The 244-nt window shown below is 61.1% G+C and carries 1 protein-coding gene; it reads right to left on the bottom strand.

What is annotated here, in order from left to right; genetic code table 11:
* Positions 1-244, bottom strand: a 244-nt coding sequence (locus tag J5M56_RS26235; RefSeq protein ID WP_207938219.1) for a hypothetical protein, incomplete at both ends; no start/stop codon positions are given.

Genomic DNA, 244 nt, shown 5'->3' with positions numbered 1-244 from the left:
CGCTTCAAGCTCGACCAGGGCGTGCGTCAGACGCCAGGCAACCCAGCCTTGCCTGCACTGTTCACCCAGGCCTACGAGCGTCTTCAGCCATCCCTGCCCCTTCACGGCGAGCTCATCCAGCGTGTCTTCGAGCAACGCCGGCAGCCTTAGATTCTGCGCGAGCACCCGGCGTAAGGTGCTTTGCTCGGTGGCGCTGATATCGAGGATGCGTTGCAGTGTCGTTTCATCGAAATGCGCACTCAAA

Source organism: Pseudomonas sp. 51_B, from assembly GCF_017491595.1.
GTDB lineage: Bacteria > Pseudomonadota > Gammaproteobacteria > Pseudomonadales > Pseudomonadaceae > Aquipseudomonas > Aquipseudomonas promysalinigenes.
This window is presented reverse-complemented; position numbering and strand designations above follow the sequence as displayed.